Genomic DNA, 25205 nt, shown 5'->3' with positions numbered 1-25205 from the left:
TACTTATTTATAGATTTTGGGCTCTGTTAAATCCAACTCCATAAAAGATAGTAAAAATACTTATTTAACAGAGCATATTTTTTTGTGAGAATAATAGCCATTTATGCTGGTTCTCACTTTTTTATATGATTTTATTCCTCAAAGGATAACCACAAGTATAAAATGAAACCTCCATTTCTGATTTTAATAGGATTTTTTCTAAGCGAAATAACTAGTTGAATCCTTGTTAAATGCTTGAAATAATAGGCTTTATAACTTCTTTCATACTATTAATATATTTATATTTTCCTCCACTAATTCAGATTAACAGAAAAAGTGACGATATTTAGAAGTTTTCATGATAAAATAATATACGTGATTACAATAGGCATGGAATTGGCCATGTTGTAATCTATTCATGTTTTTTAACCAATAAATTGTCTTATAGTTTAAAAGGCTATAAACGATTCAATCTTTTTATATTAAGCAGCCATCTTGCGTCGATTATATATTTCGTAGCTCGTATGGAATTAAAGGTAGGTGACATCATGGGTAAAATTATTACTGTTGCTAACCAAAAGGGCGGAGTTGGAAAAACAACTACATCGGTTAATCTTGGCTCTTGTTTAGCATATATCGGAAAAAGAGTGCTATTAGTAGATATTGATCCACAAGGAAATGCTACTAGTGGTGTAGGCATTGAAAAAGCTGATGTTGATCATTGTATCTATGATGTGTTAGTGGATGATCTAGAGGCAAGAATGGTGATAAAACAGACAAATGTGGAGAATTTGGATGTTATACCTGCAACGATTCAATTAGCTGGAGCGGAAATAGAGCTTGTTTCTACTATTTCCAGAGAAGTAAGATTGAAAAGAGCTTTAGACGAGGTCAAACACAATTATGATTATATTTTAATAGATTGTCCTCCTTCTTTAGGATTATTAACGATTAATGCGTTGACTGCATCGGACGCAGTATTGATACCTGTTCAATGTGAATATTACGCTTTAGAAGGATTAAGTCAGCTATTAAATACGGTTCGACTTGTTCAAAAGCATTTAAATCATGACTTGGCAATTGAGGGTGTGTTGCTAACAATGCTAGATGCTAGAACAAATCTAGGTTTACAAGTTATTGAGGAAGTTAAAAAGTATTTCCAAGATAAAGTCTATAAAACAATTATTCCGAGAAATATTCGATTATCAGAAGCGCCGAGTCATGGGGAACCAATAATCATTTATGATCCAAAATCACGTGGCGCTGAAGTATATTTGGATCTTGCGAAGGAAGTGGTTACTAGTGGCTAAAGGACTTGGAAAAGGGTTAGATGCATTCTTTCCTAAATTAGATGCCGAGAAGGAAGAAATTGTGCAGGAAATAAGCATCAATGAATTGCGACCTAATCCTTATCAGCCTAGAAAATTCTTCGATGAGGAAGCAATTGAGGAATTGAGGCTTTCTATTCTAGAACATGGGATTCTTCAACCAATTATTGTTCGAAAAAGCATCAAAGGCTATGAAATAGTTGTTGGGGAACGCAGATATCGTGCTGCTAAAGAGGCTAAACTAGCGACTATCCCTGCAGTTGTTCGGCAACTATCGGAACAGCAAATGATGGAATTAGCAGTACTCGAGAACCTTCAAAGAGAAGATTTATCACCAATTGAAGAAGGTCATGCCTATCAGACATTGATGAAAAAATTAAAGCTGACACAAGAAGAGCTAGCAAAACGTTTAGGGAAAAGCAGACCACATATTGCCAATCATGTTCGTTTACTATCACTTCCAAAAGCTGTTCAAAATTATATTTCTGACGGTAAAATATCAATGGGACATGGAAGAACTTTATTAGGCTTGAAAAATAAAGATAAGCTTCCAGCAATAGTTGATAAAGTTATTAAAGAGGGATTAAATGTACGCCAGTTGGAACAATTAATTCAGCTTTTAAATGAGAATGTTTCACGTGAAACAAAAAAAGAAAAACCCGCACAGAAAAATATTTTTATTAAAGAGCAGGAGTCCTTTCTTCGTGAAAGATTTGGAACAACCGTTCATATTAAGCAAAAGAAAAATAAAGGGAAAATTGAAATTGAATTTTTCTCAGAAGAGGATTTGGCACGCATTCTCCATTTGTTTGAATTAGAAAATGAAAATTAAAAAAAGCCTCTAAAAAAAGATATGTTACAATCGGCAAGCTGTAACAACGATCTTTTTTTAGAGGCTTTTTATTGTATACCATAAGATTGGAATTAGTTATACAGGTTCTTCTTTGATTTCGTATTCCTCTAATTTTGCAGAATGCATATATCGAAGACTGGTATGATAAATACCCTTTGAAATGATTTTTGCCATATTCAATACTAGGCTTAATCTAGTATTCTGAAGAACTAGAAATTCCATAAATCCGCTTATATTAACAATTCCCGTAATATGAATATTTCCAACAGGAGGAAGCTCTTTTTTTACGCCGCTTCCTGGTTTAACAGGTCCATCTCCTATTTGAATTACACCAACGCTTTTCATTCTGCCTAGACAGGCATCTATTCCGATAATATAAGGATTATGATGTTTTTCATGTATTTCCTTTAATTTATCCTCTAAATTAAGTGCATGAATTGGTTCGTCTAATGTTCCATAGACATGAAAAGGAGATATATTCTTTTCACTTAATAGAGTTCCAATAAGCGGACCTAATGAATCTCCAGTAGAACGATCGGTTCCAATACAAACAAAGACAATTGGTCGAGTAACAGAAACAGATGGTAAATGTTTAGATAATGAATCGGCAATTTTAAAAGCTGCTAACTGTTCATCATGTGCTATTCTAATGGGAAGTTCGTTTTTTTCGAAAAGGCTGGAATATAAGGTCATTGAATCTACTCCTTTATCATTTAAGATTCGATAAAATCTATAAAGAAAGCAATTATCGTGATCAGTTAGATTCTGTTAAGTACCTATCAATTAAGAGGAAATCTATCGAACCATGAGATATTTTTATGCAGAATAATTGTAGTATTCAGTATATGGAAAAGAGACAAATTCTATACATATACATAAAAATAAAGGAAAAAAGAGTGATACAGTAAGCGGATAATCCATTATAATAAGGGCAAAAGTCCTGCATTTATTAGGGTGCTTACTACTACAAAGCATGTAGAAAAACTGTTAAAATAAACTTACCCAATATGAAGGCTGTTAAAGAGTAAAATAGAAAAATAGTTAGCATTATTTTCATTCCATAAAACATAGAGCATTAATACGTAAATTATGTTGTATGAACAGAGAAAAAAAGGAAGATAATTTAGTAGAAGTTTATATTTAGAGGTGTCTAGATGGATGAGAGTATAAAAGAAGGTATAGATAATCTCATGAATGAGAATTTTTGGAGTAGTCTTGGGTTTGGGGCATTAAAGATTGTACTTATATTTCTAATTAGTGGAATGATTATTAGAATTGGAAAAGCAGCGGTACGAAATATATTTAAAGTAAGAACTCATTCTTCCTTACGCGTATCAGAGAGAAGAGAAGCAACATTAATTAAACTTTTGGAAAATACAATTACTTATGTCGTTTATTTTATGGCAATCATGATGGCGTTATCTGTTTTTAATATTGACGTTAAGGCCTTGTTAGCAGGAGCGGGAATTGTTGGCCTTGCGGTAGGTTTTGGTGCCCAAAGCCTTGTTAAAGACATTATTACAGGATTCTTTATTATCTTTGAAGATCAATTTTCTGTCGGAGACCAAGTACGTATTGGGACATACGAGGGAGTAGTAGAAGAGATTGGATTAAGGACAACAAAAATCAAAGGCTTTACAGGAGAAGTGAATATTATTCCTAATGGAAGCATTATAGAAGTAACTAATTTTTCTATAAACAATAGTAAAGCAATTGTAGATGTAAGTATTGCCTATCAAGGTGATATCAATCGGGCAGAAAAGGTTATACAGGAATTGATTGAAAAACTACCAGAGCAATATGAGGATATTGTCGGTGTTCCAGAATTATTAGGTGTACAAAATATCCAAGCATCAGAGGTTATTATTCGTATAGTTGCAGAAACTTTGCCAATGAAGCACCATGCCATCGCAAGGATTTTAAGAAAAGAAATAAAGAATGTTCTAGATGAAAATGGTATTGAGAGTCCTTTCCCAAAATTAGTCATGTATTCACAACCACAATAGTTTGTTCAAGGAGGAAATATGGAACAGAAAGAGTTTGGTCTAAATGATGTAGTTGAGATGAAAAAAGCCCATCCTTGCGGTACAAATCGCTGGAAAATAATTCGGTTAGGGATGGATATCCGAATTAAATGTGAAGGATGCGAACATAGTGTTCTCATTCCAAGAAGAGAGTTTGCAAGGAAAATGAAAAAAGTTTTAGTAAAGCATGAAGAATAGTACTTTTTATCGGAAAGGCAGCAAATAAAGATAGTTGTTGTCTTTTTTGGTTCGAGGAAAAGGAACACTACTTGTCTTTTTCCCTCGTTAAAACTATAATTGTTAAAGGTTTAGAATAATAATGAAATTACTTTCTATTTTGTACGATGGAGATAGATAGTTTATATAAGGGAGTGGCATAATGGCGTTAACTGCTGGAATAGTTGGTTTGCCTAACGTTGGTAAATCTACATTGTTTAATGCAATTACACAAGCAGGTGCAGAATCAGCGAACTATCCGTTCTGTACAATTGATCCAAACGTTGGAATTGTAGAAGTACCAGATCAACGTTTAACAAAATTAACAGAATTAGTACAACCGAAAAAAACAGTACCTACAACTTTTGAATTTACAGATATTGCCGGAATTGTAAAAGGGGCAAGTAAAGGGGAAGGTCTTGGCAATAAGTTTTTATCTCATATTCGTGAAGTAGATGCTATCTGCCAAGTAGTACGTTGTTTTGCAGATGATAACATTACCCATGTATCAGGAAAAGTAGACCCCATTTCTGATATAGAAACAATCAACTTAGAATTAATTCTTGCTGATTTAGAATCAGTAGAGAAAAGAATTGGCCGAGTTGGAAAAATGGCGAAGCAAAAAGATAAAGAAGCTGTTGCTGAATTAGAAGTATTAGAATTACTTAAGGCTGCTTTTGAAGAAGAAAAACCAGCAAGAACGGTTGAGTTTACAGAAGAACAGGCGAAAATTGCTAAAGGACTACATCTTTTAACAATTAAGCCTGTATTATATGTTGCGAATGTAGGCGAGGATGAAATCGTAGATGCAGCGAATAATGAATATGTAAAACGTGTAAAGGATTTTGCAGCAAATGAAGGTGCTGAAGTAATTGTCATCTGTGCGAAAATTGAAGAAGAGATTGCAGAGCTTGAAGGAGAAGAAAAGGAAATGTTCCTGCAAGAGCTTGGAATCGAAGAATCTGGTTTAGATCAGTTAATTCGTGCAGCATACCATCTTCTTGGATTAGCTACTTACTTTACAGCAGGCGTTCAAGAAGTTCGTGCATGGACATTTGTACAAGGGATGAAAGCACCACAATGTGCAGGAATTATTCATTCTGATTTTGAAAGAGGCTTTATCCGTGCGGAAACTGTTTCATATGATGATTTATTAGCAAGTGGCAATATGGTTGCTGCAAAAGAAGCTGGTAAAGTTCGTTTAGAAGGTAAAGAATATATAGTTAGAGACGGCGATATTATCCATTTCCGTTTTAACGTATAAGGAAAAATTAAGGCGCTGTGAATTGTAGCAACAAACTTTACGAAAACAGCCCCATGAATTAGAACAACACGCATAAAAAAGATTACTTTAGTACATTTATGGTGCTAATAAATCTTTTAATGCGTGTTTTTTTGTAAATAATAATGTACACTCTTTTTACAATTCTTTAAAACTATCCAAGCATGGCAATGATAAGCTAGGAATAGCTATAACTAACTTGATAAAAAGGGAGTGGAGTTTTTGAAAATTGCCATTTTCACAGACACTTATTTTCCTCAAGTGAATGGTGTTGCACAGACGTTGAAGAGGCTTAGTAACCATTTGGAAAAAAAGCAAATTTCCTATCAAGTATATTCTCCAGAATATAAATCTTCTACTACATCCCCAAATATCAACCAATTTCCTAGCCTTCCATTTTTTGTTTATCCAGAGTGCCGGACAGTTATTACGAACCCAAGAAAGATAGAAAATAATCTAAAACAGTTTAAACCAGATCTAATTCATCTGGCTACACCTTATATGATGGGACTGTATGGATTATTCGCTGCCAAAAAATTAAATATCCCAGTTGTTTCTTCTTATCACACTAATTTCGATCAATATCTTAAATATTATCATGCTTCCTTACTAGAGCCATTTTTATGGAAATATTTAAAATGGTTCCATCAATCAACAGAAAGAATTTTTGTTCCCAGTAACGAAACCCAAAGAAAATTAGAGTCATTGGATTTTCGAGAATTAAAAGTTTGGGGAAGAGGGATTGATTCTAAACTTTTCACGCCAAACATCGATGCGAAAGAACAAATTAGAAGGAAGTACCATATCAGAGAAAACCATATTTTATTGTATGTAGGGAGATTAGCTCCAGAGAAAGATTTGGCTACATTAAATGATATCGTGGATAAATTGCCCTCGAATATAAAGGAATCAGTCCATTGGCTAATAGTTGGAGATGGACCAAATAAGGAGGCTTGGAGAGAAAAGGAAAAGTCACAACAAAATATTACATTGACTGGTTATATAAAAGGGGATGACTTGGCAAGGATATATGCAGGAGCCGACCTTTTCGTTTTCCCATCCTATACAGAAACCTTTGGAAATGTTGTATTAGAAGCAATGGCTTGTGGAACTCCAGCAATTGTTGCTAATGAGGGTGGCGTAAAAGACTTTGTCATAGATCATATCAATGGCAGAATATGCAAAAAACAAAATGCTGAAAGCTTTCTTCAAGCTATTAGCGAATTGTTATTTGATGAAAAGATGAGAGTGAGCATGGGGAGAGAAGCTAGAATCTATGCGTTAACGCAATCATGGGACACAATTTTTGATGGATTGTTATGCGAGTATTGTGAAGTACTTCAAACCCGACAAGGATTAAATAAAAAGTATGCATAAAAGTCTAATTAAACGAAGATAAAATAGTAATAACTTATGTTATTTTTAGTACATTGCTATTTGAAACGAAGTATGCTATACTTTTACCTTGTGAGTAATGTATAGTTGCTCCTTGCCCAACTATGGGCCGTCTAGACCAAAAGGAGGTGAAAGTGATGAAAAAGTACGAAATTATGTACATCATCCGTCCAAATATTGAAGATGAGGCTAAGAAAACACTTGTTGAGCGTTTCAACGCTATTCTTACAGATAATGGAGCGGAATTAGCAGAATCAAAAGAGTGGGGTAAACGTCGCCTTGCATATGAAATCAATGATTTCCGCGATGGTTACTATCAATTAGTAAAAGTTAACGCTGCACCAGTAGCGGTTGAAGAATTCTCTCGTTTAGCTAAGATCAACGAAGATATCATTCGCCACATCGTAGTTAAAGATGAAGCAAAATAATATATAAACAATGTTTCACGTGAAACATTTTAGATGGAAGGGAGTTGAAACTGATGATGAATCGGGTAGTTCTTGTTGGCCGTTTAACTAAGGATCCGGAGTTGCGCTATACACCAAGTGGAGTTGCCGTTGCAACGTTCACACTTGCTGTTAACCGTACCTTTACAAATCAGCAAGGTGAAAGAGAAGCAGACTTCATTAACTGTGTTATTTGGAGAAAACCAGCAGAAAACGTTGCTAACTACTTGAAAAAAGGAAGTTTAGCGGGTGTCGATGGTCGTATTCAAACGCGTAGCTATGATGGACAAGACGGAAAACGTGTATATGTAACCGAAGTATTAGCAGAAAGTGTTCAGTTCTTAGAACCTAGAAACAGCTCTGCTAATAATAGAAGTGACAACATGAATTATGGTGCCCCAAGAGAACAAGATAATCCTTTTGGAGGATCAAATAATTATCAGAATCAGCGACCTCAAACAAATAGAAATAATCAGGATTATACGAAAGTGGATGAAGATCCATTTGCAAATAGCGGTCAAATCGATATTTCAGATGATGATTTACCATTCTAATATAATTTTGATGATCAAAAAAGGAGGTTAATCTCATGGCAATGGGTGGACGCAGAGGTGGCCGTGCTAAACGTCGTAAAGTATGTTACTTTACAGCTAACGGCATCACTAAAATCGATTATAAAGATGTAGATTTACTAAAAAAATTCATCTCAGAACGCGGTAAAATTTTACCTCGTCGTGTAACAGGTACAAGCGCTAAATACCAACGTAAATTAACGATTGCTATTAAACGTGCACGTACTATGGCTTTACTACCATACGTTAGTGGAGAATAATTAGCCTATAAAAAACCCTATTAGACTTTTGTTTAATAGGGTTTTTGTATTATTTTGGGAAAATGAACCACTCTGTCGCATTTTTTTCTGTCCAATACAATACCTACATCATTATTTGGAAAAGCTTCTTTTTTTGTACTGCTTATGTCCTAAAGATGTCTGCTTTATTTTTATTCTAGTATTTCTTCTGAGTAACTTCGTTGAAGAAGAATCAGAATGATAGTAAAATATTAAGTGATGATGCAAACCCTTTCTGGTTATGTATATCCTATATCCTATATCCTCTATTATTTGGATAACCGGAGAGGGATAGACCTTTTTATATTTTAATTTAGTTTAATGGGGTATAATAGTATCAGGTATAAAGAATACATAGCAAGGATTATGTGAAATCTCACGAGTTTTAGGAGGAGAAAAATTGCCTACTTTTTTAGAGAAAGGATCCATACGGTATCCATTAATATGTTTAATCGGTATTACCATTATCATGCTTGGAATCCTCTCTTTTTATAACTGGGTATTTTCCTTAATTGGGTTAGTCCTTTTTGTTACCCCTTTTTATTTCATCTTACGAATAGAAAGTCGTCAAAGAAAGGAAACGGAAGAGTATATAACGACTCTTTCCTACCGAGTCAAAAAGGTGGGGGAAGAGGCCCTAATGGAAATGCCGATAGGAATCATGCTTATAAATGATGACTATTATATTGAATGGACCAATCCCTTTTTGGCATCTTGTTTTGCAGAGGATACACTTGTTGGAAGGTCATTATATGATGTTTCACCATCGATTATCCCCTTAATTAAACAAGAGGTCGAAACAGAAATCATTACATTGCATGAAAGGAAATTTCGAGTTATTCATAAAGTGGAAGAGCGCCTTTTATATTTTTTCGATGTTACAGAGCAAACGCAAATTGAGAAGCTTTATGAAGATGAACGTACTGCAATTGCGATTATCTTTTTAGATAACTATGATGATTTAACACAAGGGATGGATGACCAGACGAGAAGTAGCATCAATAATACTGTTACTGCCATTTTAAATAAATGGGCTACAGATAATGGAGTATTATTAAAACGAATATCTTCTGATCGCTTCATTGCTATTTTTAATGAACATATTTTACAAAGCTTGGAGAAAGGGAAATTCACCATATTAGATGATGTTAGAGAATTAACAACAAAGCAGAATGTTCCTTTAACACTCAGTATTGGGGTAGGATCAGGCGTATCCTCCTTGCCAGAGCTAGGGAATATTGCGCAATCTAGCCTTGATTTAGCCCTAGGAAGAGGCGGAGATCAGGTTGCAATTAAACAGCCGAATGGTAAAGTGAAATTCTATGGTGGAAAAACTAATCCAGTAGAAAAACGAACAAGAGTTAGAGCCAGAGTTATTTCCCATGCTTTAAAAGAATTAGTCTTAGATAGTGACAAAGTTATTATAATGGGACATAAAAATCCTGACATGGATGCTATTGGCGCAGCAATTGGAATTCATAAAGTTGCTCAAATGAATCAAAAAGATGCATTTATCGTCATTAATTTTCAGGAAATAGATACAGCTGTTAGAAGGCTGCTAGAAGAAATTAAAAAGCAAGAGTCTCTATTTATGAAATTTATTACACCTGATCAAGCTTTAGAGATGGCAACAGGGGATACTTTGCTAGTAGTTGTTGATACACATAAGCCTTCTCTAGTGATAGAAGAGCATTTATTGAATAAAATAGAAGATGTAGTAGTAATTGACCATCATCGACGAGGTGAGGAATTTATTGAGAATCCACTTCTTGTCTATATGGAACCATATGCTTCTTCAACTGCTGAACTTGTTACTGAATTATTAGAATATCAACCAAAAAGTGTTAAAATTGAAATGCTAGAAGCAACAGCTCTGTTAGCAGGAATTATTGTTGATACGAAAAGCTTTACCTTAAGAACAGGAGCTCGAACCTTTGATGCAGCGTCCTATTTAAGAGGACAAGGAGCAGATACAGTTCTTGTTCAGAAGTTTCTCAAAGAGGACATTGAAAACTATGTGAAAAGAGCGAAAATAATTGAAAATGTTCAATTTTATAAAGAGGGTATTGCAATAGCCACTGCCAAAGAAGGCGAAGTAGTGGATAGTGTTCTGATTGCACAAACAGCAGATACTTTATTAACAATGGATGGAATCATTGCCTCGTTTGTAATAGCTCCTAGAGGAGAAACAATGATGGGTATAAGTGCTCGCTCTTTAGGAGAAATCAATGTCCAAATTATTATGGAAAGCTTACATGGTGGAGGCCATTTAACCAATGCAGCTACCCAGCTTTCAAATATGCCAATGGAAGAAGTAGAAGCAAGACTAAAGCTAGCAATAGATGAGTATTTCGAAGGGAGAAGAAAAGAATGAAAGTAATTTTTCTAAAAGATGTAAAAGGTAAAGGGAAAAAAGGCGAAGTGAAAAACGTTGCAGATGGTTATGCACATAACTTTCTTTTAAAACAGGGATTGGCTGTCGAAGCAAATGCATCAGCAGTTAGTACGCTAAATGCTCAAAAGAAAAAAGAAGAGAAACAAGCGATGGAAGAACTAGAAAAAGCAAAAGAATTAAAAGAAAAGCTGGAAAAAGTAACAGTTGAGCTGCATGCCAAATCAGGTGAAGGCGGCAGATTGTTTGGATCTATTACAAGTAAGCAAATTGCAGATGAATTAAATAAAAAGCATCAAATTAAAATCGATAAAAGAAAAATTGAATTAAATGATGCTATTCGTTCTCTAGGCGTGACAAAGGTTCCCGTAAAGCTTCACCATGAGGTTTCAGCAACTTTAAATGTACATGTTAAGGAATTAAGCTAATATTGGAAGTTCCATTTATCTCTAAACATGTTAAAATAGAATAAGCTTAAGAAAATGTGATACAGGTTTAGCTGGTCACATTTTTTGTTTGACTGATTTTTAACAAAAAATGTAGATGAATATTAGAGCTTTATAAAAAGATATATCATTTTAATAGGTAATTGGAAAGAAGAGAAAAAGGAACAGCTGTTACAAAAATACCTTTCTTTAGCAGGAAGGATGCTCTTTTTGTAAAATAGATTGTTGCTTTTTTTAATCTAGGCTATGTTTTTTATCATATCCTCTCATTTTAAGGAGGTTTTATAGATTGAGTGAAGTTTTAAATGATCGAATGCCCCCACAGAATATTGAGGCAGAACAAGCTGTACTCGGGGCCATTTTCCTTGAACCACAAAGTTTAACATTAGCTTCTGAGATCCTTATACCAGAAGATTTTTATAGAGGCGCACATCAAAGAATATATACGACAATGCTGAAATTAAATGACGAAGGAAAAGCAGTCGATTTAATTACAGTGACATCAGAGTTAGCAGCAACCAATAATTTGGAGGATACAGGTGGAGTCAGCTATTTAAGTGAGTTGGCTGCTTCGGTACCTACTGCTGCAAATATAGAATATTATGCAAAAATTGTGGAAGAAAAGTCATTGTTGCGCCGCTTAATTCGAACAGCAACGAATATTGCCCAAGATGGGTATTCACGTGAAGATGAAGTAGAAGCTTTATTAAGTGAAGCAGAAAAGAATATTTTAGAAGTAGCACAGCGGAAAAACGCTGGGGCGTTTCATAATATCAAAGATGTTCTTGTTCGAACATACGATAATATTGAAGAAATGCATAATCGCAAAGGCGATATTACAGGGATAGCAACAGGGTTTGCTGAACTTGATAAAATGACGGCAGGATTTCAGCGAAATGACTTAATTATCGTTGGAGCAAGACCATCTGTTGGTAAAACGGCCTTTGCCTTAAATATCGCTCAGAATGTTGCTGTAAAAACAGGTGAAAATGTAGCCATTTTTAGTTTGGAGATGGGAGCAGAGCAGCTTGTCATGCGTATGCTATGTGCAGAAGGGAATATAGATGCCCAGCGTCTACGTACAGGATCGTTAACAGATGAGGACTGGGGAAAGCTAACGATGGCAATGGGAAGCTTGTCCAATGCAGGTATTTTCATTGATGATACACCAGGGGTAAAGATTACAGATATAAGAGCAAAATGCCGTCGTCTAAAGCAAGAACACGGCTTAGGAATGATATTAATTGATTACTTACAGCTAATCTTGGGAAGTGGCCGTGCTGGTGAAAATAGACAGCAAGAGGTATCGGAAATTTCTCGTTCCTTAAAACAGCTTGCACGTGAACTTCAAGTGCCTGTCATTGCCTTATCTCAGTTATCACGGGGTGTAGAGCAAAGACAAGATAAGCGTCCGATGATGTCCGATATCAGGGAATCAGGAAGTATTGAGCAGGATGCGGATATTGTAGCCTTCTTATATCGTGATGATTACTATGATAAAGAATCAGAAAGCAAGAATATTATCGAAATCATTATTGCGAAACAGCGTAATGGTCCGACTGGAACCGTACAGCTAGCCTTTGTAAAAGAATACAATAAATTCGTTAATCTAGAACGGCGTTTTGAGGATGGTGCGATGCCGACAGGGGCCTAATAAAAAAGATTAGTAGTTTTAAAGCTACTAATCTTTTTTTATGCTTTTTTTAGATGAATAAATGCATCAATAGGAGCAAATACTACAAAATTAACTATCTTTATTTATCAGTTTTTACGAACATAACTTTAATTGATTAAAAAGATTGTTCGTGTTTTGTTGACTTTTATGTTAAAAAGTTGGTAAAATAGGAATGTTTGATTAAGGATATAATAAAAAGATATAGAAACCTGTGGAGGTGCTCTAGGATATGTCATCAGTAGTGGTGGTAGGAACGCAGTGGGGAGACGAAGGAAAAGGTAAAATTACCGATTTTCTATCTGAAAATGCAGAAGTGATTGCACGTTATCAAGGTGGTAACAATGCAGGACATACAATTAAGTTTAATGGCGAAACGTATAAATTACACTTAATTCCATCTGGGATATTTTATAATGAAAAAATTAGTGTTGTTGGAAACGGTATGGTAGTGGATCCAAAAGCAATTATTGCGGAGTTAAAGTACTTACATGACCGTAATGTTACAACAGATAACTTACGAATTAGCAATCGTGCACATGTTATTCTTCCTTATCATCTGAAATTAGATGAAGTGGAAGAAGAAAGCAAAGGTGCTAACAAAATTGGAACAACGAAAAAAGGCATTGGACCAGCTTATATGGATAAAGCTGCACGTATTGGTATCCGTATTGCTGATTTATTAGATAGAGAAGTATTTGAAGAAAAACTTGCAAGAAACTTAGTGGAAAAAAATCGTCTGTTAGAGCGCATCTATGAAACAGAAGGCTTTAAATTAGAGGATATTTTAAATGAATATTATGAATATGGTCAACAAATTAAGCAATATGTTTGTGACACTTCTGTTGTATTAAATGATGCATTAGATGATGGTCGCAGAGTTCTTTTTGAAGGTGCTCAAGGGGTAATGCTTGATATTGACCAAGGTACTTATCCATTTGTCACTTCTTCTAATCCAGTAGCTGGAGGCGTAACAATTGGTTCAGGTGTTGGGCCAACTAAAATTAAACATGTTGTAGGTGTATCAAAGGCCTATACATCAAGAGTTGGAGACGGACCTTTCCCAACAGAATTAAATGATGAAATTGGAAACCAAATTAGAGAAGTTGGTCGTGAATATGGAACAACAACTGGTAGACCACGTCGTGTTGGCTGGTTTGATAGTGTAGTAGTTCGACATGCTCGTCGTGTTAGTGGTATTACAGATCTTTCTCTAAATTCCATTGACGTTTTAACAGGAATTGAAACGTTAAAAATTTGTGTTGCTTATAAATACAAAGGGGAAGTAATGGAAGAGTTCCCAGCAAGCCTAAAAGTATTAGCAGAATGTGAGCCAGTATATGAAGAGCTACCAGGCTGGACAGAAGACATTACTAGCTGTAAAACACTAAGCGATCTTCCGGCAAATGCTCGTCATTATTTAGAAAGAGTATCACAGTTAACTGGGATTCCATTATCTATGTTCTCTGTTGGCCCAGATCGTACACAAACAAATATTATACACAGCCCTTGGAGACAAATCTAAACATGAAAACAAAGGTCGTTCTAAATTTTGAACGACCTTTGTTTTTCCAAGTAGATAGATGGGTATGAGAGAATACAGACTACTTTGTTTGAAATAAAGAGACGATTAACTTATTCTTAATGGTTGTTGGCTAGCATTTGAATTTGCGATAATGGTAAGGTTGTGGATTTATAAACAAACGCTAAAAAATACATTAATCTTAAAAGGAAATGTAGCTTAGAGCAAAATAAAAAATATTTTTAAAAAAGTTTTGAGAAAAGTATTGCTTTTTATTTTGATAATATGCTAATATAAAAAGCGTCGCAAATGACAAAAAAAGAGACAAGCTCATAATAGGAGCCATTAGCTCAGTCGGTAGAGCATCTGACTTTTAATCAGAGGGTCGGAGGTTCGAATCCTCCATGGCTCACCATTTATAGATATCAATCATGGCCCATTGGTCAAGCGGTTAAGACACCGCCCTTTCACGGCGGTAACACGGGTTCGAATCCCGTATGGGTCATAATATCTTTTAGAGATATTATGCAAAAAATGGTCCGGTAGTTCAGTTGGTTAGAATGCCTGCCTGTCACGCAGGAGGTCGCGGGTTCGAGTCCCGTCCGGACCGCCATATTTTCTTCCTATGCATTTGCATATTTTATATACATTTATCTTATACATAATGAAGACAAGTAAATAACGACCTTTGCTTAAATGTTAGAGCTAAGCATTTGTCACCATAGTTTGGCTCAGTAGCTCAGTCGGTAGAGCAAAGGACTGAAAATCCTTGTGTCGGCGGTTCGATTCCGTCCTGAGCCACCTTGATTTTGTATTCACAACGAATGTTCGTTGTTTTTTTTATGCCCAAATTATTTCCCTGTAAATAAACCGCGAAAGATCCTTTCTATTACAAATCTCTGCATAACATGATAATAATACAACAATTTCATTACAATATAATAGCAAAACATTATTTCCTTTAAATATATGCTAAAGTAAATGTATATGCCTTCTTCGTAATAATCTTTATATATAAAGTGAATTACTAGCAGGGAGGGGAATTATTTTACTGTCTAGTGAAGAATAAGTAGAGGCTATAATAGATAAAAAAAGGACAAGGAAATCCATTCTAGGAAAGGATTTCCTTGCCAAAATTAAGGGAAAATGAAACTCATATATATAGACGATTATCTAGTATAAAAGGTTTCAATAATTTAGCTATCTTCATTTGTATTTTTTTCTTATAGTAAAATGAGGCTCTTTCTATTGCTATAGTATGAATTGAGGGCATATACAATAGCCTAAAAAGGATGTTTCGATAATGAATGATGCAGGGAGATTTCCCATGCATTGGAATGAAGTAGAATAATCGGAAATGGTAACCCTCTCTTATAGAGGGATTTTTTAATCCTCAATGGATGAAAGATTCAGTGGGCTTATAGAGAAAGCTTCACTGTCTTTTTTATTTGTGGCTATTTAGAGGATAAAGCAATGATGAGAAAGTAGTCATCAAGCGATCTAAACAAAGAGGGTAAAGCTAACGTATCACTAAACTTATAATAGAAAAAAAGTGATTATATAAATTTAAAATGGTAAAGTAGACAGTAGAAGTAAACAATAAAAGTATGGAAGTTACGATAGATAAACTTTGATAGAAGGAGAATACCTGAATGAATAAAAAGATTTTAGTTGTAGATGATGAAAAACCAATTGCAGATATTCTGCAATTTAATTTAAAGAAAGAAGGCTTCGAAGTGTATTGTGCTTATGATGGCAATGAAGCCCTAGAGAAAGTGGAAGAAATCCAGCCAGATTTAGTATTGCTTGATATTATGCTTCCGCAAAGAGATGGCATGGAAGTATGTCGTGAAGTCAGAAAGAAATATGAAATGCCCATCATTATGTTAACGGCAAAGGATTCAGAAATAGATAAGGTTTTAGGGCTAGAATTAGGTGCAGATGACTATGTGACAAAGCCTTTTAGTACAAGAGAGTTAATTGCACGTGTAAAGGCAAATCTTAGACGACATCAGCAAGTTTCATCTGCTGCAGAAGAAGAAAAAGAAACGAATGAAATTGAAGTTGGTTCCCTTATTATTCATCCAGATGCTTACATCGTTTCAAAAAGAGGCGAAATGATCGAGCTAACGCATCGTGAGTTTGAATTACTTTATTATTTAGCAAAACATATAGGACAAGTTATGACTAGAGAGCACTTGCTTCAAACAGTATGGGGCTATGACTACTATGGTGATGTACGAACAGTCGATGTAACGGTAAGAAGATTAAGAGAAAAGATTGAAGATAATCCCAGTCATCCGACTTGGATCGTGACAAGAAGAGGCGTTGGCTACTATTTAAGAAATCCTGAGCAGGAGTAAATTTATTAATGAAAAAAGTAAGTTTTTTTCGTTCTATTCATTTGAAGCTTGTATTAGTTATTGTTTTGCTTATTCTTATTTCTATTCAGATAATTGGGGTTTATTTTGTAAAAACCCTACAAACAACGCTATTAGACAGTTTTAAAATATCGATTCAAGAGAAAGTAAATATTTTATCTATCTATTTAGAAGAGCAGCTCGTAAAGGAACGATTTGTTGAAAACGGTGATTCAACATTAGAGGAAGATATCAAAAGAATTTTAAGTGATAATAATTCATCTGATATTAAAGAAATCAGAGTTGTTAATAGTAATGGCATTATCGTTGGAACCTCTGATCCGGAAAACCAACATTTGGTCGGCCAGAAAATGGTTGATGTTTCGGTAAGGAGAGTTCTCTCAAACTCATCTCAACCGGATAATCCAATTAAGCAGAAAAACGGTGAGAAAATCTATGAGCTGATTACGCCTATAAAAACAAATGGGGATGAAATAGTCGGAGCCATTTATTTAGAGGGCAAGATTGAGAATGTCTATAAACAAATTGATAAGATCAATCAAATCTTTCAAAAAGGAACGATTATCACTTTATTTGTAACGGCAATATTAGGAGTCTTATTAGCAAGAACGATTACAAAGCCTATTTCAGATATGCAAAAGCATGCCTTTGCTTTATCGAAGGGGAATTTCTCCAGAAAGGTTAAAGTATATGGTTTTGATGAGATTGGACAATTAGCAATCACGTTTAATAATTTAACAAAGAAGCTTCAAGAATCACAGGCAACAACAGAAAGTGAGCGGCGAAAATTATCATCTGTTTTAGCCTATATGACAGATGGAGTAATTGCAACAGATCGAAAAGGGCGAATTATTCTTATAAATGAGCCAGCTGCAAAGATGCTAGATGTTTCACGTGAAACAGTACTCTCGGAGCCAATTATTAATCTCCTTGATCTTAATGGGAAATATACATTTGAGGAGCTATTGGAGGAAAGAGAATCGGTTATTTTGGATTATAGTACTCATTATGAGCCATATATTTTACGGGCTAATTTTTCGGTTATACAAAAAGAGACAGGGTTTGTTAATGGTTTGATTACGGTCCTCCATGATATTACGGAGCAGGAAAAAATTGATATGGAAAGAAAAGAATTTGTAGCGAATGTTTCCCATGAATTGCGTACCCCGTTAACTACGATGCGCAGTTATGTAGAAGCTTTATATGATGGAGCTTGGAAAGATGAAGAATTGGCTCCAAAATTCTTAAATGTCACCCAAAATGAGACCGAGAGAATGATACGCTTAGTAAATGACTTATTGCAGCTTTCTAAATTAGATAGCCGTGATTATCAGTTAAATAAAGAACTTGTTGATTTTATCGTTTTTTATAATCGAATTATTGACCGTTTTGAATTGACGAAACAACAAAATGTTAGCTTCATAAGAAAATTGCCAAAGAAAGCAGCATTTGTTGAAATTGATGAAGATAAATTAACACAAGTACTAGATAATATAATTTCCAATGCAATGAAGTACTCTCCTGAAGGTGGAAACATTACCTTCTCCATTAAGGAACAGGAACAGCAAATAATCGTAAGTGTATCAGATAATGGTGTTGGTATACCGAAAGAAAATATTGATAAAATATTTGATCGTTTCTATCGTGTTGATAAAGCGAGAACACGAAAGCTCGGTGGAACTGGACTTGGCCTTGCAATCGCAAAAGAAATGGTAGAAGCACATGGGGGAAGAATTTGGGCATCCAGTAAAGAAGGCAAAGGAACAAAAATATCTTTCACCCTACCGTATATTCAATCTGAAGAGGATGATTGGGGATGAAATATGAGAGTGTAAAAAGCGGTATTTTAATCTTTCTCGTAGCTTTAAGTGTGTTATTATATTATCTCCTTTGGACAGATCAGGGTGGGGAATTTGATTCAATTGGTAGTGGGTCAACTACTGCTCTGGAGGAATTAGGAGAAACAAAGGAAGTAAGTGAAGTTGTAAAGCCAGACGGAATTTACCAACACATAGATGGGAATCATTATGGTACAATTTCAAGGGAAGAAATAGATTCTATTATCCAGAAGCTTAAAGAATTTGAGTATGGAGATTTTCGTAATATAACTTCAAAAGTAGAAAGTGTAGCAAGCTTTTTAGAAGAGCAGGATAATAGTTTGGAAATAAGATTTCCAGGACAAGTTCCTTTTCGAATTTACAAAGATATTTTAAGAGTAGATCAGGATAATTCCTTTGATTTTGATACGATTTTGTTTTCATATAAGGATGGAAAGGTTTATTTTCTGTCTAAAGAAACGGGGAAAGTATATGAAACATCGGTACGATCGAAATATGTTGAGGAACTGAATCAATTTAAAGATAGTGTCTTTAATGAAAAAACAGTGTATTCTACCTATTTTTCGTATAAACCAAATGATCAGTATTTAATTTACTTACCTAGTGAGAAAAGGGAAGTCAATAAATACAAATATTTTACGAGACAAATCGAATCTATTCGATTGAAAAGAGCATTATTTACTAATCCTAGTATCGCCCAAAAAGAAATTTTAACAAATTGGGAAGAGTATACAGACGATTCGGGTTTACTTAGAATATATAAAGATACCCATATTGTCAGCTTCTTTAAACCTTCTGGCATTTCGAACGAAACGATTCAGAAGCATATCATTAATAATAGTATCGATCTAATCAATCAGAGAGGTGGCTGGATTAATGACTATTTATATGTGGGACGAGATGAAGACAGAAAGATAACCTTTCGTTTATACAACACAAATGGAATGCCTGTGTTTAATTTGAAAACAGAACTATCTGATATTCGTTTGTTCTGGGAAAATAATAAGGCGAAGCGCCTTTTAACTAGTAATTTAATTATTATTAATACAACTACTCCGTTTGATTTTTCAAAAGAGACGGTTTCATCAGGAGAAGAGGTTTTACAATATCTCCAAAATAATAAAAAGTTAAAGACAGAAAAACTCCAGAATATTGTGATGGGATATGATATGCAGGTCGATTCGCAAAATATCGTTTCCTTAGAACCAACCTGGTTTTACCAATATGATAATAAATGGTATACCTTATATTCGGAAGGAACAGGAGGCAACTTAGATGGACTGGAGTAAGATAAAGACCATATTTATTATTGCCTTCTTAATATTGGATGTATATCTAATTTATGAATATATAAAGATTAAAGAATACCAACGGGCGGATGACTATACAACAGAGCCAACGACCAATACGCTTTCACGGTTAGGAATTAAATATGATAAAGAAAAGCTTCCAGTCAATAACCAAAAGGATCAATATTTATCAGCGAAGTCGAAGAAATTCACGGATGATGAGATCAAAAAGATGGAAAAAGGGCTATTAAGTGGTCAAGAAATTACCGTAAGAGATAGCATATATCTTCAAGCAGTGTTAGTGGAGCCAATTAGTATTAAAGAAGATTTTGACCCAGAGGAGTTAACTGAATTTCTGTTTAATCAAGTGCTTAACGGTTCAGAGTATCGCTTTTGGGAAAAGAGTGGGAATACCATTACGTATTATCAACAGCATGCTGGAAAGACATTATATCGAAATCCAAAGGGTGAAATTACCTTTAATGTAAATGAAGAGAACAAAATCGTTTCCTATAACCAGACGTATTTGGAAAAAATTCAAGAAATGGATGAAAAAGAAAACATTATTCAGCCGTTGGATGTTATTCTGAACTTATTTACAAATAACTTCATAGAAAGTGATTCGTATGTAAGCTATGTAGAATTAGGCTATTATACACAGCTTGATACATCTGCACAATTGCTTGCTCCAACTTGGAAAGTAACAGTGGATGAAGAAGACTTTTATGTAAATGCTTTGGACGGGGCAGTTATTCAACCAGAAACAGAGGAAATGAAATTGGAGTGAGAGAAAAATGCGGTTTAGTGTTCTCGCAAGTGGCAGTACAGGAAATGCCATCTTTGTTGAAACAGAAGATCATTCCTTTTTAGTTGATGCTGGATTAAGCGGAAAGCAAATGGAAGGCTTATTTCAAGGCATTGAACGGAAAATGAGTGATTTAAAAGGGATATTAGTGACACATGAGCATAGTGACCATATTAAAGGGGTAGGAATTGTTGCAAGAAAATATAAATTACCTATCTATGCAAATGAAAAAACGTGGAAAGCAATGGATCCCTTAATCGGCGAAATTCCCACAGAGCAGAAATTTCAATTTGATATGGAAACCGTTAAGACATTTGGCAATTTATCCATTGAATCCTTTGGCGTATCCCATGATGCGGCAGAGCCAATGTTTTATGTATTCCATGAAGGAGAGAAAAAGCTCGTACTAATCACAGATACAGGTTATGTTAGTGATCGAATGAAAGGAATCATTTCCAATGCAGATTCCTATGTGTTTGAAAGCAACCATGATGTGCAGATGCTGAGGATGGGAAAATATCCATGGAATATTAAAAGACGTATTTTAAGCGATGTAGGGCATGTCTGTAATGAAGATGCAGCAATTGCAATGAGCGAGGTAATTGGAGATCGCACAAAGCATATTTATCTTGCTCACCTAAGCTTAGATAATAATATGAAGGATTTAGCCAGAATGTCAGTTGGACAGACATTGGAAAGCCGTGGAGTCGGGTTAGGGGAACAGGTTACTTTATTTGATACAGATCCTAGAATACCGACAAAAATGATGGCAATATAAGTGGATAAAAAAAGCGGATACTTGGTTATTCGCTTTTTTTTATGGAAAAATGGAAGTATGCTATCAACGCTTTTGGGTATCATATGGTGAAAACATCTCTAAGTAGTTCGTTTGTTTTTTTAAAAAAAAGGAAAAATAATAAAGAATATGTTAGAAAAGTATTTAGATAATGTCTGTAGAAAGGAATGAAGCTTGTGGAATATGATTATGGTAATCGGGGAGATGGACCAAAGAGAGGCTCAAGAAAGGGATATTTCTTCTCTGGATTTATTGGTGCAATTATTGGTGCAGTACTTGTTTTATTAATTAGCCCACGGTTAACAGATTTAGCGATTCTTCCGAATAAGGAAGAAAGCGGGAGTGTGATAAGCAATTCGGAAGGGGTAAAAACGCAGAATGTCTCATTGAATGTCGAAACAGATGTCACAAAGGCAGTTGATAAAGCAGCTGATTCAGTTGTTGGAATTACCAATCTGCAGTCCTCTAATTTCTGGGCAGATGAAACGACGGCAGAAGAGGCTGGTACAGGTTCAGGTGTTATATATAAAAAAAGTGATGGCAAGGCATATATTGTCACAAATAATCATGTCGTGCAAGGTGCGACAGAGCTAGAGGTTACTTTATCAAACGGAAAGAAAATTAGTGCGGAACTAATTGGTGCTGATATTTGGACAGATTTAGCAGTAGTCGAAGTAGATGCAAGCGAAATAACAAAGATAGCGGAATTTGGTAATTCAGATACGCTGAAAGCAGGTGAACCTGTCATTGCAATTGGTAATCCATTAGGGTTAACCTTTTCTGGATCGGTTACACAAGGAATTGTTTCCGGATTAGAAAGAACGATTCCAGTTGATATTAATGAGGACGGGACACCAGATTGGCAATCAGAGGTTATTCAAACAGATACTGCTATTAACCCAGGAAATAGTGGTGGAGCCCTTGTTAATATTGAAGGTCAACTTATCGGTATCAATAGTATGAAAATTGCCGAATCTGCTGTAGAAGGGATTGGGCTTGCGATACCAATTAATTTAGCGATACCAATTATTGAAGATTTAGAAGAACATGGAGAAGTACAAAGACCCTACATGGGAGTTGAGTTGCAATCTGTTAGCGATATTCCGGGCTACTATCAGCAGGAAGCATTAAAGTTACCAGAGGATGTCACTACAGGTGTAGCAATTAAAGATGTTTCACCAAATTCACCAGCTCAAAAAGCAGGATTAAAAGAGCTAGATGTTATTGTGGAACTAGATGGCAAAGAAATAGTGGACTTAATTGATTTAAGAAAGCATTTATATAATGAAAAGAAAATTGGCGATTCCATGGAAGTAAAATATTATCGCAATGGAAAGTTAGAAACAGCAGAGCTAACGTTATCGGAAGATCAAATGTAAAAAAGAAAAGTAGAGCAAAACTGACAAAAGTTTTGCTCTACTTTTTTATTAAAAGAGAATAAGGAGAAATATTTTTTTCCAAAAATAATGAAGTTGTTTGTGGATAAGGTCTTATCGTGAAAAGTAAATGAATTTTGTTAGAGTGGTTGCAGTTTTTGGGTAGAATGATAAGATGGAATGTGGATAACTAATAATTGGATTAGAAAAAATGATTATCCACAATTATTTTTAGAAAAATGAAAAAAGCAATCGCTAAAAGGAGAAGGAAAAATGATTTATAGTTGTGCTGAACACGTTGATATAGCAATAGATTCTGTAGTAAATGAGTTTGAAACATTTCCGATTTTGGAACAAATTTCAGATAAAGAAAAGTTATCAACAACCTGTGAATATTGTAAAAATAACGCCATATATATGGTGGCGAACAAGTGATTCCATACTATATGTGGATTAAAAATGTGGATATGTGGATAACTTATGTGGATATCTTGTTTGTAAAGTGAGGAAAGCATGTGAATATCTCAATTGTTACAGTTGGAAAATTAAAAGAAAAATACTTAAAGCTTGGAATCGAAGAATATACAAAAAGACTTTCAAGCTATTCTAAAATAGAAATCATTGAAGTTCCAGACGAAAAAGCACCAGAAATCTTAAGTGATGCAGAAATGCTGCAAGTAAAGAAAAAAGAAGGCGAACGAATCCTTGCCAAAGTCCCAGCTGATGCACATGTTATCGCACTAGCTATAGAAGGTAAGCAAAAGTCTTCAGAGGAGCTAGCCGATACCATTGATAAGCTAGGGACATATGGAAAAAGCAAGGTTACTTTTATTATTGGTGGATCTTTGGGGCTTAGTGATGAGGTGCTAAAGAGAGCAGATGATAAGCTTTCGTTTAGTAGGATGACGTTTCCTCATCAGTTGATGCGGTTGATTTTGGTGGAGCAGGTTTATCGGGCTTTTCGGATTAATAGGGGTGAACCGTACCACAAATAGTGGTAAAATAGAGAGTGGAAATTGTACTTGATAATCAGTGGTTAGATAAGTTATTTACTAACATAAAATGAGGAATAAGAGAAGATTAAAAATTGAAAAAGCCTCTGGTATACACCAAAGGCTTTTATCATCTTTTAAGTTAGTTTATTGCATTAACGAGTGCTTTTCCAAATTCTTCAGCGCCATCTGGGCCGTCACCTGTGATAATGTCACTATGTGCAATAACATGTTTCTCAACATACTTTACATTATTTGCTTTCAGTTGGTCTTTTTGTACGTCAACAGGGTAGCAAGTTGCTTCTCTACCTTCAAGTAAGCCAGTTTGCACGACAGAAACTGAACCAGCACAAATTCCAGTAACAAGAATTTTATCATTATGTGCTTTCTTTAAATACGTGGATAATTCTCCATTATTCCAGAGATGATCATTTGTGCCAGAACCACCAATAACAGAAATAACGTCAAAATCGGTTGCTGTAGTATCGGTAAAGACCTTTTCGGATATTGCCTTACCTTCAAAATCGCCAATAATTTCGCCAGTTTTTGTGCTTGCAATTGTTACATCTATTCCTGCTTTTTCAAGTGCCTCTTTTGGTTTAAATAATTCATCTTCATTAAATCTTTCGGGTGGTATAATTAAAAGTGCTTTTTTACTCATAATTGTTATTCCTCCTAAAATAGTTTGTCTTTAACTCACAAATATATATTACAACCTGTTTGTTATTCTGGGAAGAATGCACTTTTTTGTAACAGGGTAACCTTAAAGTAACAATTGAAAGCGGAGGCAGAAAATATGTCGGATACACTTAGAGATGAAATTAAAGAGAAGATAATAAATGGTGATTACAACTGTGAAAAAGAACTTACTTTATCGATTATCAGTGGTAAGTGGAAAGTTGTGATTTTATGGCATTTAGGTGTTGAAGGTCCGCACCGCTTTAGTGAATTACAAAGATTATTTCCAAAAATATCCCATAAAATTTTAACGAATCAATTAAAGGAATTGGTGGAAGACGGCATTGTTCATCGAGAGGTTTATCCAGAAGTTCCGCCTAAAGTGGAATACTCAATGACTGGATTGGGTATGACGTTACTTCCAATTGTGGAAATGATGTATGATTGGGGGAAAAAACGAATAGAAGAAATCAAAAGAGAAATAGGGGAATCAAATTAAAAGTAATAGAGTGTTTAATTAAAAAAGTAATGGTATGAATCAATTTCATAAATTTAACGCTTAGAGCCTTAAGGTCTCAGAGACACAAAAAAAGGAGTACCTCCCCAAAATGTCGAATTTAGTAAGCACCACACAAACTAATAAGA

General features: G+C 34.9%; 24 protein-coding genes and 4 tRNA genes. 26 read left to right on the top strand and 2 right to left on the bottom strand.

The window, feature by feature from the left end:
• The first annotated feature begins 527 nt into the window (after positions 1–527).
• Both ACTQ5K_RS18950 and ACTQ5K_RS18945 read left to right on the top strand, forming a co-directional pair.
• Positions 528–1289 carry a ParA family protein gene (locus ACTQ5K_RS18950; protein WP_031535598.1) on the top strand — a complete coding sequence of 254 codons (762 nt, stop codon included), beginning with the start codon at positions 528–530 and terminating at the stop codon, positions 1287–1289.
• Positions 1282–2139, top strand: a complete 858-nt coding sequence (locus ACTQ5K_RS18945) for a ParB/RepB/Spo0J family partition protein (RefSeq protein WP_048718127.1) — start codon at positions 1282–1284, stop codon at positions 2137–2139. The genes ACTQ5K_RS18950 and ACTQ5K_RS18945 overlap by 8 nt, the downstream gene beginning before the upstream one ends.
• A 96-nt stretch (positions 2140–2235) precedes the next feature.
• On the opposite strand, the gene yyaC is transcribed toward ACTQ5K_RS18945, so the two are convergent.
• Entirely contained in the window at positions 2236–2853 is a 618-nt protein-coding gene (gene yyaC / locus ACTQ5K_RS18940; RefSeq protein WP_035416036.1) for a spore protease YyaC, read from the bottom strand.
• 461 nt (positions 2854–3314) lie between these two features.
• Between yyaC and ACTQ5K_RS18935 the strand changes: the two genes are divergently transcribed.
• The 23 genes from ACTQ5K_RS18935 (at position 3315) to rlmH (ending at position 23885) form a co-directional block, all read left to right on the top strand.
• Complete coding sequence (locus ACTQ5K_RS18935) at positions 3315–4166, top strand: mechanosensitive ion channel family protein (protein WP_048718130.1); 852 nt, start codon at positions 3315–3317, stop codon at positions 4164–4166.
• 18 nt (positions 4167–4184) lie between these two features.
• Complete coding sequence (locus ACTQ5K_RS18930; protein ID WP_031535589.1) at positions 4185–4382, top strand: DUF951 domain-containing protein; 198 nt, start codon at positions 4185–4187, stop codon at positions 4380–4382.
• 181 nt (positions 4383–4563) lie between these two features.
• Complete coding sequence (gene ychF / locus ACTQ5K_RS18925; RefSeq protein ID WP_109768483.1) at positions 4564–5664, top strand: redox-regulated ATPase YchF; 1101 nt, start codon at positions 4564–4566, stop codon at positions 5662–5664.
• Positions 5665–5904: 240 nt separating this feature from the next.
• Positions 5905–7059 (top strand): glycosyltransferase family 4 protein, encoded by a 1155-nt coding sequence (locus tag ACTQ5K_RS18920; RefSeq protein WP_154708544.1) that lies wholly within the window; start codon positions 5905–5907, stop codon positions 7057–7059.
• Between the two features lie 155 nt (positions 7060–7214).
• Positions 7215–7505 (top strand): 30S ribosomal protein S6, encoded by a 291-nt coding sequence (gene rpsF, locus ACTQ5K_RS18915; protein WP_031535583.1) that lies wholly within the window; start codon positions 7215–7217, stop codon positions 7503–7505.
• 53 nt (positions 7506–7558) lie between these two features.
• The gene (gene ssb, locus ACTQ5K_RS18910; RefSeq protein WP_109768485.1) at positions 7559–8077 is read left to right on the top strand and encodes a single-stranded DNA-binding protein; all 519 of its coding nucleotides are present in this window, start codon (positions 7559–7561) and stop codon (positions 8075–8077) included.
• A 41-nt stretch (positions 8078–8118) separates the two neighbouring features.
• Positions 8119–8355, top strand: a complete 237-nt coding sequence (rpsR, locus tag ACTQ5K_RS18905) for a 30S ribosomal protein S18 (RefSeq protein WP_031535579.1) — start codon at positions 8119–8121, stop codon at positions 8353–8355.
• 418 nt (positions 8356–8773) lie between these two features.
• Positions 8774–10747, top strand: coding sequence for a DHH family phosphoesterase (locus tag ACTQ5K_RS18900; protein WP_048718139.1), 1974 nt, complete (start codon positions 8774–8776; stop codon positions 10745–10747).
• Positions 10744–11193, top strand: a complete 450-nt coding sequence (rplI, locus tag ACTQ5K_RS18895) for a 50S ribosomal protein L9 (RefSeq protein WP_154708543.1) — start codon at positions 10744–10746, stop codon at positions 11191–11193. The genes ACTQ5K_RS18900 and rplI overlap by 4 nt, the downstream gene beginning before the upstream one ends.
• Before the next feature lie 307 nt (positions 11194–11500).
• A complete protein-coding gene (dnaB, locus tag ACTQ5K_RS18890) occupies positions 11501–12865 on the top strand; it encodes a replicative DNA helicase (RefSeq protein ID WP_031535572.1) in 1365 nt (454 codons plus the stop codon).
• Positions 12866–13115: 250 nt separating this feature from the next.
• Positions 13116–14408, top strand: a complete 1293-nt coding sequence (locus ACTQ5K_RS18885) for an adenylosuccinate synthase (protein ID WP_441994201.1) — start codon at positions 13116–13118, stop codon at positions 14406–14408.
• 336 nt (positions 14409–14744) lie between these two features.
• Positions 14745–14820, top strand: a tRNA-Lys gene (locus ACTQ5K_RS18880).
• 18 nt (positions 14821–14838) lie between these two features.
• Positions 14839–14910, top strand: a tRNA-Glu gene (locus ACTQ5K_RS18875).
• Between the two features lie 31 nt (positions 14911–14941).
• Positions 14942–15018 (top strand) — tRNA-Asp (locus ACTQ5K_RS18870).
• A 115-nt stretch (positions 15019–15133) separates the two neighbouring features.
• Positions 15134–15206 (top strand) — tRNA-Phe (locus ACTQ5K_RS18865).
• Between the two features lie 851 nt (positions 15207–16057).
• Positions 16058–16768: a response regulator YycF gene (yycF, locus tag ACTQ5K_RS18860; RefSeq protein ID WP_048718265.1), complete on the top strand. Its 711-nt coding sequence runs from the start codon at positions 16058–16060 to the stop codon at positions 16766–16768.
• 8 nt (positions 16769–16776) lie between these two features.
• On the top strand, positions 16777–18606 hold the full coding sequence (walK, locus tag ACTQ5K_RS18855) for a cell wall metabolism sensor histidine kinase WalK (protein WP_048718267.1): 1830 nt from the start codon (positions 16777–16779) through the stop codon (positions 18604–18606).
• Entirely contained in the window at positions 18603–19913 is a 1311-nt protein-coding gene (locus tag ACTQ5K_RS18850; protein WP_154708542.1) for a YycH family regulatory protein, read from the top strand. Before walK ends, ACTQ5K_RS18850 begins: the two co-directional genes overlap by 4 nt.
• A complete protein-coding gene (locus ACTQ5K_RS18845) occupies positions 19900–20700 on the top strand; it encodes a two-component system regulatory protein YycI (RefSeq protein WP_031535564.1) in 801 nt (266 codons plus the stop codon). Before ACTQ5K_RS18850 ends, ACTQ5K_RS18845 begins: the two co-directional genes overlap by 14 nt.
• Before the next feature lie 7 nt (positions 20701–20707).
• Positions 20708–21496 carry an MBL fold metallo-hydrolase gene (locus ACTQ5K_RS18840; RefSeq protein ID WP_031535561.1) on the top strand — a complete coding sequence of 263 codons (789 nt, stop codon included), beginning with the start codon at positions 20708–20710 and terminating at the stop codon, positions 21494–21496.
• A 185-nt stretch (positions 21497–21681) separates the two neighbouring features.
• A complete protein-coding gene (locus ACTQ5K_RS18835; protein ID WP_441994200.1) occupies positions 21682–22893 on the top strand; it encodes a S1C family serine protease in 1212 nt (403 codons plus the stop codon).
• Between the two features lie 270 nt (positions 22894–23163).
• A complete protein-coding gene (locus ACTQ5K_RS18830) occupies positions 23164–23325 on the top strand; it encodes a CxxH/CxxC protein (RefSeq protein ID WP_065429117.1) in 162 nt (53 codons plus the stop codon).
• Positions 23326–23405: 80 nt separating this feature from the next.
• Complete coding sequence (gene rlmH, locus ACTQ5K_RS18825; RefSeq protein ID WP_082169280.1) at positions 23406–23885, top strand: 23S rRNA (pseudouridine(1915)-N(3))-methyltransferase RlmH; 480 nt, start codon at positions 23406–23408, stop codon at positions 23883–23885.
• Positions 23886–24024: 139 nt separating this feature from the next.
• On the opposite strand, the gene ACTQ5K_RS18820 is transcribed toward rlmH, so the two are convergent.
• Entirely contained in the window at positions 24025–24543 is a 519-nt protein-coding gene (locus ACTQ5K_RS18820; protein ID WP_235251872.1) for a DJ-1/PfpI family protein, read from the bottom strand.
• A gap of 135 nt (positions 24544–24678) precedes the next feature.
• Here ACTQ5K_RS18820 and ACTQ5K_RS18815 point away from each other — a divergent pair, with 135 nt between their 5' ends.
• Positions 24679–25059, top strand: a complete 381-nt coding sequence (locus tag ACTQ5K_RS18815) for a winged helix-turn-helix transcriptional regulator (RefSeq protein ID WP_031535550.1) — start codon at positions 24679–24681, stop codon at positions 25057–25059.
• The last annotated feature ends 146 nt before the right edge of the window (positions 25060–25205 follow it).

Source organism: Niallia sp. Sow4_A1, assembly GCF_052116745.1.
In the GTDB taxonomy this organism is placed as follows: Bacteria; Bacillota; Bacilli; order Bacillales; family Cytobacillaceae; genus Niallia; species Niallia hominis.
Note: the sequence above shows the minus strand (reverse complement) of the source record. Positions and strands in the feature narration are given on the sequence as shown.

What these genes read in the sequence shown, in the direction of transcription:
- ACTQ5K_RS18950 (WP_031535598.1), top strand. Translation starts at nt 528, where the DNA reads ATGGGTAAAATTATTACTGTTGCTAACCAAAAGGGCGGAGTTGGAAAA.
- yyaC (WP_035416036.1), bottom strand. Translation starts at nt 2,853, where the DNA reads ATGACCTTATATTCCAGCCTTTTCGAAAAAAACGAACTTCCCATTAGA.
- ACTQ5K_RS18935 (WP_048718130.1), top strand. Translation starts at nt 3,315, where the DNA reads ATGGATGAGAGTATAAAAGAAGGTATAGATAATCTCATGAATGAGAAT.
- ACTQ5K_RS18930 (WP_031535589.1), top strand. Translation starts at nt 4,185, where the DNA reads ATGGAACAGAAAGAGTTTGGTCTAAATGATGTAGTTGAGATGAAAAAA.
- ychF (WP_109768483.1), top strand. Translation starts at nt 4,564, where the DNA reads ATGGCGTTAACTGCTGGAATAGTTGGTTTGCCTAACGTTGGTAAATCT.
- rpsF (WP_031535583.1), top strand. Translation starts at nt 7,215, where the DNA reads ATGAAAAAGTACGAAATTATGTACATCATCCGTCCAAATATTGAAGAT.
- ssb (WP_109768485.1), top strand. Translation starts at nt 7,559, where the DNA reads ATGATGAATCGGGTAGTTCTTGTTGGCCGTTTAACTAAGGATCCGGAG.
- rpsR (WP_031535579.1), top strand. Translation starts at nt 8,119, where the DNA reads ATGGGTGGACGCAGAGGTGGCCGTGCTAAACGTCGTAAAGTATGTTAC.
- rplI (WP_154708543.1), top strand. Translation starts at nt 10,744, where the DNA reads ATGAAAGTAATTTTTCTAAAAGATGTAAAAGGTAAAGGGAAAAAAGGC.
- ACTQ5K_RS18885 (WP_441994201.1), top strand. Translation starts at nt 13,116, where the DNA reads ATGTCATCAGTAGTGGTGGTAGGAACGCAGTGGGGAGACGAAGGAAAA.
- yycF (WP_048718265.1), top strand. Translation starts at nt 16,058, where the DNA reads ATGAATAAAAAGATTTTAGTTGTAGATGATGAAAAACCAATTGCAGAT.
- walK (WP_048718267.1), top strand. Translation starts at nt 16,777, where the DNA reads ATGAAAAAAGTAAGTTTTTTTCGTTCTATTCATTTGAAGCTTGTATTA.
- ACTQ5K_RS18850 (WP_154708542.1), top strand. Translation starts at nt 18,603, where the DNA reads ATGAAATATGAGAGTGTAAAAAGCGGTATTTTAATCTTTCTCGTAGCT.
- ACTQ5K_RS18845 (WP_031535564.1), top strand. Translation starts at nt 19,900, where the DNA reads ATGGACTGGAGTAAGATAAAGACCATATTTATTATTGCCTTCTTAATA.
- ACTQ5K_RS18840 (WP_031535561.1), top strand. Translation starts at nt 20,708, where the DNA reads ATGCGGTTTAGTGTTCTCGCAAGTGGCAGTACAGGAAATGCCATCTTT.
- ACTQ5K_RS18835 (WP_441994200.1), top strand. Translation starts at nt 21,682, where the DNA reads ATGAAGCTTGTGGAATATGATTATGGTAATCGGGGAGATGGACCAAAG.
- ACTQ5K_RS18830 (WP_065429117.1), top strand. Translation starts at nt 23,164, where the DNA reads ATGATTTATAGTTGTGCTGAACACGTTGATATAGCAATAGATTCTGTA.
- ACTQ5K_RS18820 (WP_235251872.1), bottom strand. Translation starts at nt 24,543, where the DNA reads ATGAGTAAAAAAGCACTTTTAATTATACCACCCGAAAGATTTAATGAA.
- ACTQ5K_RS18815 (WP_031535550.1), top strand. Translation starts at nt 24,679, where the DNA reads ATGTCGGATACACTTAGAGATGAAATTAAAGAGAAGATAATAAATGGT.